General features: G+C 70.6%; 5 protein-coding genes and 1 pseudogene. 2 read left to right on the top strand and 4 right to left on the bottom strand.

The genetic code is table 11. The annotated features are described in order from the left end of the window. The first annotated feature begins 129 nt into the window (after positions 1–129). Complete coding sequence (locus JS521_RS30760) at positions 130–1,158, top strand: glycosyltransferase family 2 protein (RefSeq protein ID WP_205086208.1); 1,029 nt, start codon at positions 130–132, stop codon at positions 1,156–1,158. Positions 1,159–1,234: 76 nt separating this feature from the next. Here the strand turns inward: JS521_RS30760 and JS521_RS30755 are convergent, their stop codons facing one another. The 4 genes from JS521_RS30755 to JS521_RS30740 all read right to left on the bottom strand — a co-directional run bounded on the left by JS521_RS30755 (position 1,235) and on the right by JS521_RS30740 (position 7,542). Then, positions 1,235–2,704: an LCP family protein gene (locus JS521_RS30755; RefSeq protein WP_205086207.1), complete on the bottom strand. Its 1,470-nt coding sequence runs from the start codon at positions 2,702–2,704 to the stop codon at positions 1,235–1,237. Positions 2,705–2,950: 246 nt separating this feature from the next. Continuing rightward, the gene (locus tag JS521_RS30750; RefSeq protein ID WP_372448632.1) at positions 2,951–4,723 is read right to left on the bottom strand and encodes an LCP family protein; all 1,773 of its coding nucleotides are present in this window, start codon (positions 4,721–4,723) and stop codon (positions 2,951–2,953) included. A 224-nt stretch (positions 4,724–4,947) separates the two neighbouring features. Beyond that, a complete protein-coding gene (locus JS521_RS30745; protein WP_205086206.1) occupies positions 4,948–6,612 on the bottom strand; it encodes an LCP family protein in 1,665 nt (554 codons plus the stop codon). Between the two features lie 177 nt (positions 6,613–6,789). Next, the gene (locus JS521_RS30740) at positions 6,790–7,542 is read right to left on the bottom strand and encodes a TIGR03089 family protein (RefSeq protein WP_205086205.1); all 753 of its coding nucleotides are present in this window, start codon (positions 7,540–7,542) and stop codon (positions 6,790–6,792) included. A 137-nt stretch (positions 7,543–7,679) separates the two neighbouring features. Between JS521_RS30740 and JS521_RS30735 the strand changes: the two are divergent. Beyond that, positions 7,680–8,390: pseudogene (locus JS521_RS30735) on the top strand (N-acetylmuramoyl-L-alanine amidase); the annotation flags it as partial.

Below are 8,390 nucleotides of genomic sequence, written 5' to 3'. Positions count from 1 at the left end.
CCGGCCCGGGCCCGCGACCCGGCGGCGCTCACCGGTGTCCCCCATTCGCGGTAACGTGGCGGCCGAAAACCGAGCCGCCTCCTGGGGTACGCAACCCCCGGCGCCCCCGAGGACCCCCCCGAGGACCACATGTCTGCCGCGCAGTACCCCGCCGTCTCCGTGATCATGCCGGTGCTCAATGAGGAACGCCATCTCAGGAACTCGGTCCGGCACATCCTGGAGCAGGAGTACCCCGGTGAGATGGAGGTCGTGATCGCGCTCGGCCCCTCCGCCGACCGGACGGACGAGATCGCCGCCGAACTGGTCGCCGAGGACCCCCGGGTCCACACCGTGCCCAACCCCACCGGCCGCACCCCCGCCGCCCTCAACGCGGCGATCAAGGCCTCCCGCCACCCGGTCGTCGTCCGCGTCGACGGCCACGGGATGCTCTCGCCGAACTACATCGCGACCGCCGTCCGCCTCCTGGAGGAGACCGGCGCGCAGAACGTCGGCGGCATCATGCACGCCGAGGGCGAGAACGCCTGGGAGGAAGCCGTCGCCGCCGCGATGACCTCCAAGATCGGCGTCGGCAACGCGGCCTTCCACACCGGCGGCCAGGCCGGCCCGGCCGAGACCGTCTACCTCGGCGTCTTCCGCCGCGAGGCGCTGGAGCGGGCGGACGGCTACAACGTCGAGTTCATCCGCGCCCAGGACTGGGAGCTGAACTTCCGTATCCGCGAGGCCGGCGGGCTGATCTGGTTCTCGCCCGAGCTGAAGGTCCAGTACCGTCCGCGCCCCACCGTGAAGGCGCTCGCCAAGCAGTACAAGGACTACGGCCGCTGGCGTCACGTCGTCGCCCGCTACCACGCCGGCTCGATCAACCTCCGCTACCTGGCCCCGCCGACCGCCGTCGTCGCCATCGCGGCGGGCCTGGTCCTCGGCGCGGCCGTCACCCCGTGGGCGCTGGTCGTCCCCGGCGGGTACGTGGCCGCGATCGTCGCCGGCTCGCTGCCCGCCGGCAAGGGCCTCTCGCTGAAGGCCCGCGCCCAGATCCCGGTGGCGCTGGCGACCATGCACATGTGCTGGGGCTTCGGCTTCCTCACCAGCCCCCGGTCCCTGGCCAAGCGCGTCATCGCGAGCCGCCGCCCGGCGATGACCGGCAGCAGCGAGACCGTCTGAGACGACGACGTACGAGAAGGGCCCCGATGCTCGGCGTCGAGGCCCTTCGTCGCGTCGTGTGCGTGCTGCTACGGCGTCACCAGGTGTAGTTCGGGTTGACCTTCATACAGGCCCCGTCCTCCTCGCCGTTGAGGGCGCCCGCCGACTCCGGGGTCTTCTCCGTGCCCTTGGACACCGGATAAGCCCCGTCCTCGCGCCAGTCCGCACCCACCGCGAGCGAGATCCCCGAGACGTCGGTGGACCTCTTCACCTGCGACAGCGGAATCCCGAGCGCCTTGGCGACCGCCTGTGCGTCGCCCTCCAGATCCGCGCTCGGATACAGGATCCCGGTCCGCGCCGCCCCGGTCACGTTGCCCGAGTCGATGGTGGTCCTGCCGAAGCCCGCGTTCTTCAGCTGGTCCGCCACGTCACCGGCCCGCCCCGAGGCCGGGCCGAGCGCGTCGGTGGCGGTCCCGTTCCGTACGGAGACGGCGATCTCGCCGACCGGCGCGGACGGGTCCTTGGGCTCCTCCTGCTTCTTCCGCTTGGAGGCCTTGCCGTCCAGCGGTACGTCGTCCCGCACCATCCGGAACAACTGCTCGGCGTCGCCCGCCTTCGGGTACACCCGCCCGTTGTTGACGCCGGAGCCGTACACGTTCGGCATGGTCGACATCGTGATGCGCTTCGTCGGGACCTTCTTGAACTCCTCGGCCAGGTCGTAGAGCTTCTTGACCGTGTCCAGCCCCTTGTCGACCGTCAGCGCCTTCGTGGCCGCCTCGGCGAGGTCCATCAGCTTCGCCGGGTCGGTGAGCTTGGTGCCCTTGCGCAGCTGACGCACCATCGAGTTCATGTACATGTGCTGGGCCTTGGCCCGCCCGAGGTCGGTGTTGTCCTCGAAGCCGTACCGGGTGCGCAGCCACTGGAGGGCCTGCTCGCCCTGGATGGACGTGGTGCCCTTCTCCAGCTCCAGCCCGGAGCCCTTGCCATCGGCGTTCCGTGAGCGGATGTTGGCGTCGACGCAGACCGGGACGCCGCCGATGGCGTCGGCCATCGACACCACGCCCGCGAAGTCGATCATCATGAAGTGGTCGATCCGGATACCTGTCAGCTCGTACCAGGTGGCCACTGTGCACCCCGGACCGCCGCGCCCCAGGCTCTGGTTGGTCTGCACGTCGCCGGTGCTGGCCGGGAAGACCTCGCCGTCCGGGGCCGTGCACTTGGGCATCTTCACCATGGTGTCGCGCGGCATGCTGATGACGGACAGATTGCTGCGGTCCGCGGAGAGGTGCAGCAGCATCTGTACGTCGGCGAGCGGCGGGGCCCCGAAGGTCTCCTTCGCGCCGCCCAGCTTCTGGTTGGCCTTGGAGTCCCGGGCGTCGGAACCGATGAGCAGGATGTTGAGGGGGGTCTGTCCGGCGGCGTTGGCCTTGTGATCGGCCATCTGCTTGTCGCCGAGGGTCAGATCCTCTTTCTTGATGTTGCTGTTGAGGTACTCGTAGTAGACGTAACCGGCGCCGCCGGTGACGAGTATGAGCACGGCGAGCGCGGAGGCGCTCCAGCGGAGCACACGCCGCTTGCCGCTCTTGGGCGCGCGGCGGCTGCTGCGCCTCTGCGCGGCACCCCCGGCACCTCCTGAGCCCTCGCTGCCGCGCCGGCCCCCGACCGTTCACCGTCGGCCCCGTGCGGGCTTTCGTCGCGGTCGAGTTGGCCGGAGCGGCGGACGCGTGATCGCGTCCCCTCCCCGGACATGCTGCTCCGTCCCACCGGACCCCCCATGCTGTTCAGATTTCCGCTGCGACCCGGTGACCCGGTGTCACTTGGCGCATACCGCCTTGTCGGCGCTCGCTTGCTCGACGCCTTCCGGAGCCTTCGCCGGTCCGGTGATGAGCTGTCCCGCGCCCTTGAAGTCCGCCCCCAGAGTGAGCACCATCGCCTCAAGCCCCTCGGCGTCGGCGGTGCCCGGCTTCATGGCCGTTGCGGGAAGCCCCATCATCTCGGCGAGCGCCCGGGCCTGGTCGGCCTGGTTGGGCGCGTACTCCAGTGTCGTCTTCTTGATCTTCTCGGGTGCGTTGGCCTTGTTGGTGGACTTCAGCACCCCCTGCTCGTTCTGCAGCCAGGTGACGGTCGAACCGGCCGCCCCGGGGATCTCGCCGCCGTTGAGGACATCGACCCGTACGTCGGCGGGCTCGGCCTTCGGCCCCTTGAGCAGCGCCGCCTGCTTGCCCTTGGCGGCCTTCTCCTTCTGCTTCACCTCGGTCAGCGAGGTGTCGGAGCGCATCATCGCGAAGAGCTGCTCGCCCTTGACCGGGTCCACGACCACGGTGACCGGGCTCGGCTCGGCCGGGTTGTCGATGACCGGCATCGTCAGGAAGGTGATGTTCTTCGTGTTGACCTTGGAGATCTCCTGGGCGAGCGTCATCAGCTTCTGCGCGTCGCCGATGGCCGTGTCGACGGTCAGCGCGTTGGTGGCGGCGTCGGCCAGCTTGTACAGCTTCTTCGGGTTGGTCAGGGTGTCGCTCGACTTCATCTCGCGGATCATCGAGGCGAGGAACTGCTGCTGCACCTTGATCCGGTCGAGGTCGCTCTCGTTGCCGAAGCTGTGCCGGGTACGCAGCAGGGCCAGCGCCTGCTCGCCCTGCACCTCCGACTTGCCCTGCGGCAGCTTCAGATGGGACTTCGGGTCGTCGACCGGCTTGGCCATGCAGACCTCGACGCCGCCGACCGCGGTGGTCAGCTCCTTGACCGCGTTGAAGTCGACCATCATGAAGTGGTCGGGCTTGAGGCCGGTGATGTTCTCGACCGTCTTCATGGTGCAGCCGGGGTTACGGCCGCTCTGGCCGAGGCTGGTGTTGAAGCGTTCGTTCGGGGTGCCGGGGATGGTGACGTCGGCGCCGTCCGCATCCTTCCCCTCGCACTCGGGAATCTCCGTCATCAGGTCGCGGGGGATGCTCATCGCCGTCGCGTTGCTCCGGTCCTCGGAGACGTGGAACAGGATGGTGGTGTCGGCGTGGCCCTCGCTGCCCTTGTCGCCGTACCCCTCGTTGCCCTTGCCGGTGCGCTTGTCGGTGCCGATGATCAGGATGTTCATCGGGCCGTCGCTGACGACGTTCTTGCTGCCGGCGTCACCCACGTCGATGGAGTCGATGTTCCCGTTGAGCTGCTGATACAGGACGTACACGCCGAGCGAGGCGCCCACCACGACGAACGCCATCACGCCGCCCGTCCACAACAGCGCCTTCTTTTTGCGCGACTTCTTGGGCTTGCGCTTCCGGCGGCCGGAAGCCGGCGGCTCGGCGGCTCCCCGCGCCCCCTGGGAGCTGCGGCGGCTGCGCTGACCCGGCACCTCGCGGCGTGGCCCTTCGGCACCGCCCTCCCGCGCACCCCGGCGTCCGGAACCCTCACGGGACGAGCCGGTCCGGGTGCTGCTGCGGCGGCCCGTCCCCTCGGCCGTCGCCGTACGCGAAGGGCTGCTCGACTCCCCTGTGGAGTGGTCCAGTCGCAATTCGTAATTACCGGTGTGCGGGTTGAGTACCCACTGGTCGGCGGGGTCGATATCGTCCGCCCGTCCACGACTGTGCGCGTCCACGGTTGCCTGCGTCCTCCGTCGGTGCCACGCGAGGCGCCCTCCCCCGGCAGGGCGCTCGTTCCTTCGCTCCAGCAGTGCACGACCTGACGGCCAAAAGCACCGGATCGCGTCACACTATCCGGCCGATTCCGCGTCGAGCGACGTGCGTGACACATTCCACGCCCCTTACAACCGGGCATACTTCCCATTACACGCCGATTATGTTCTCTGTCTTGGCAATTGCTTTACTGCTTGCACAGATCGTCCGCCGCACTCGAACCCGAATAGGTGGGTGTGGGTGTCGGACTCTCGGACTCGGCGTCGTCCGGCTTTCCGTCCTGTCCGCTTCCCTGCTCCCGTTCCGCCTCTTCGAGTTCGTCGGCCGGGACCACGGCGACGGGCTTGTCCTCGCGGAGTTGCTTGAACAGGTCCCCTGCGTCCGGTTCGACGAGTTCGTCCCGGTTGGGGTTGTTACGGTACGGCTGCCGGGGCACGGTCAGGAACTGCACCTGCTCGGTCGGTACGTTGCGCATCCCGCGCACCAGGTCGTACAGGTCGCGCAGCGAGTCCAGACCCGGGTCGGTGGTCAGCGACTTGGTGGCCGCGTCCAGCACCGGGTAGAGCCGCGTCGGGTTGAGCAGGACGCCGTTGCTCTGCATCTTGTTGACCAGAGCGCCCAGGAACTGCTGCTGGCGCTCCATGCGTTCGGTGTCGCTGCCGTTGCCGAGGGACTTGCGGGCCCGTACGTAGCCGAGGGCCTCCTCGCCGTTCAGCGTCTGCCGGCCCGCCGGCAGCTCCAAATGCGCGTCCTTGTCGTCGATCGGCTCCTTGAGGCAGATCTCGACCCCGTCCACGGCGTCGACCATGTCCTTGAAGCCGTTGAAGTCGACGACCATGTGGTGGTCGATGCGGATGCCGGTCATCCGCTCCACGGTCCGGATCGTGCACGCGGTGCCGCCGAGCTCGAACGCCGTGTTGAACTGGGTGAACTGCTCCCGCGACTTCTTGTCGTCCCCGGTGCGGCAGCTGGGGATCTCCACCATCAGGTCCCGGGGGAGCGACACGGCCGTCGCGCTCTTCCGGTCCGCCGCGAGGTGCAGCAGGATCGTGGTGTCGGAGCGCTGGCTGCCGCCGTCGTCCCGCCCGTACTCGCGATTGTCCCCGGCCCGGCTGTCGGACCCGATGAGCAGGATGTTCTGGGCATCCATGACCATCGGCGTCGGCCGATCCTTCTCGTACGCCTTGAGCTCGGCGGCGGCGCTCGTGTCGGTGGTGATGTTCCCGTCGAGCTTCTTGTACATCCACCAGCCGACCCCCGCGGCGACGAGGACGAGGAACGCGGCGGCGAGCGCGGTCCAGCGCAGCCAGTGCCTCCTGCGCCCGGCGACGGCGCCGCTCTTGGGCCGGTCGGCCCAGGTCTGCACGCCCGCGCCGTTCTTCGGGGGGTCGCTGACGGCGGGGCCGTCTTCGGCCTCGGCCTCGGCCTCGGTGCGGAGCTCGGAGGGGGCATCGCTCTCGCCGGCGTCGGCGCTTTCCGGACTCCCGGCGCGCCCGTCGCTTTCGGCCTTCTGGGGCTCGTCGAGTTTCTCGGACTTCTCGGACTTCGCGGTCTTCTCGGGCTCGTCGGCGGCCGGGTTCTCCTCCAGCCGATCGTCGCCCTGCGGCGGACCGTCCTGAGGCGGACCGTCCTGCGGGGCCCCGCCCTCGGGAGCCCCGCCCTCCGGTGTCACGCCCGCCGGGTTCGTGCCCTTGGGAGCCCCGCCCGCCGGCGCCGAGTCTTCCGGGGCCGAACCCTCGCGGGTCGCACCCTCGGGCCCGGACTCCTCCTGCGACCTGCCCTGTGGCTTGTCCCCGGCCGAGTGGTCCGGGTCGGACGGCGGGCCAGCACTGTCGGTCACGTCTGCGTCCATCCTTCACGTTCGGCGGCGCGAGGGGCCGCCGGTCGCAGGAGTAGACGGCTGAAACTCACGCTTGGTTGTGCACGGCCAGGAGAGTGGTCTGTACCGCCCGATCATCTACCCGCTCCGGTGCCGATTACCGAGGACTCGGCCCGCTGTGGGCCGGACGGGTGGACCTCGGCGCGCTTGTCATACCGCGGTGTCGGTGACCCGCTCGCTCTCGGTCCGCTTGGCCAGCCCGTCCGCGTCGAGCTGCCCGAGGTGGCGGCACAGCACCACGGACCCGCCGGCCGCCAGGGGCGCGAAGAGCCCGGCGCTCAGCCCTTCCCAGGTGTCGTACGTGCGCCCGGTGAGCAGCCGCGATCCCGGTACGAGCCCGAGCGCCCCGGCGTCCTGGCGGGCCCGGTCGACGAGCTGTGACCCCGTCAGCTCGGCCCCGCCCACGGTCAGCGCGGGGGCGTCGGCGTCCACCGGAGCGAACGGTGCGAAGCGGTCGCCCTGGCTCGGCACCTCCACCGCGTAGTCCGCGAACCCTTCGGGCGTCTGCGGGAATCGGCCCCCCAGCGGACGCAGCGCGAGCGCGACCCGCTCACCCCGGCAGGCCCGCGCCCGCTCCAGGGTGTCCGGGCCGGTCACGACGAGGTCGGCGGCGGCCGGGTCGCCCTGGACGTCGGCGACGACCCCGACGGAGGAGCAGGCGAGCAGCCAGACCGCGGACTGCCAGTGCGCGGGGAGCAGCAGGGCGAGCCGGTCGCCCGGCTCGGCGGCGAGGTCGCCCTGGAGCAGATTGGCGGTCTTGGCCACCCAATTGGCGAAGGTGGCCACCGACAGTTCGACGCGTTCTCCGGTGGCGTCGTCGTAGAAGGTGACCGCGCTGCGGGCCGGGTCCTCGGCGAGGGCCGATCGCAGCAGGTCGGCAGGGGTGCGGTCGCTGGAGTTCATCCGCGCAAGCGTACGCGGGGACGCCGGGCCGGGCGGGCTGAACGGGTGTCACGTACACCGGTTCGGCAGACGGTGCGTCATGTCGGGGCCGATGTCCCGGTAGCCGGACTCGTCACGGTATGGCAACGATCATACGTATGCGTGCACTATTGGTCACCTCAGTCGGCGTCACCTGCGCGGCGGCCCTCACCCTGCCGCTCGCCGCCCCCGCCCTGTCCGCCCCGGCCGCGCACTCCTCCGCCCGGCCGCCTTCCCTGGCCCCCGAGTCACCGGGGTCCGGCCCGCCTTCGGCGCTGGCCGCCGAGTTCCCCGCGGCCGCATCTCCCGCAGCCGGATCCCACGCCGCCGAGTCCCGCAGCGCCCAGCCCCGAGCCGCCGAGCCCCGCGCGGCCGGGCTCGCGGGCTCGACGCAGTCCCTGCCCCTGGAGCCCCTCGCGGCGCCGTCCGACCGGGTCGCCGGAGCGGGCGCGGCGGCCGGCCAGGGCCTGGCCCAGCGCGAGGCCCGGCCGTTCTCCCTGGTGGGCGTCGTCTGGGACGACCCCGAAGCCGAACTGCACGGCACGGTCCAGGTCCGCACCCGGGCGACCGGCTCCACGAACTGGTCCGGCTGGCAGGACGTCGAGACCCACAACGCCGAACACGCCGCCGACCTCGGCAGCGACGAGCGGTCGTCCGGCGCTGTGCGCGGGGCGACCGCTCCGCTCTGGGTCGGCGACTCGGACGGCGTGGAGGTACGCGTACGACCGGAACCGGCCGATCCGCAGGACCGCTCCGAAACCGCGCCGCTCCCCGAGGGGCTGCGGCTCGAACTCGTCGACCCCGGCCCGGACCCCGCCCCCGACCAGGAC

Source organism: Streptomyces durocortorensis (assembly GCF_016901035.1).
GTDB lineage: Bacteria > Actinomycetota > Actinomycetes > Streptomycetales > Streptomycetaceae > Streptomyces > Streptomyces durocortorensis.
The sequence above is the reverse complement of the archived record's forward strand: the minus strand, read 5'-3'. Positions and strand labels throughout refer to the sequence as shown.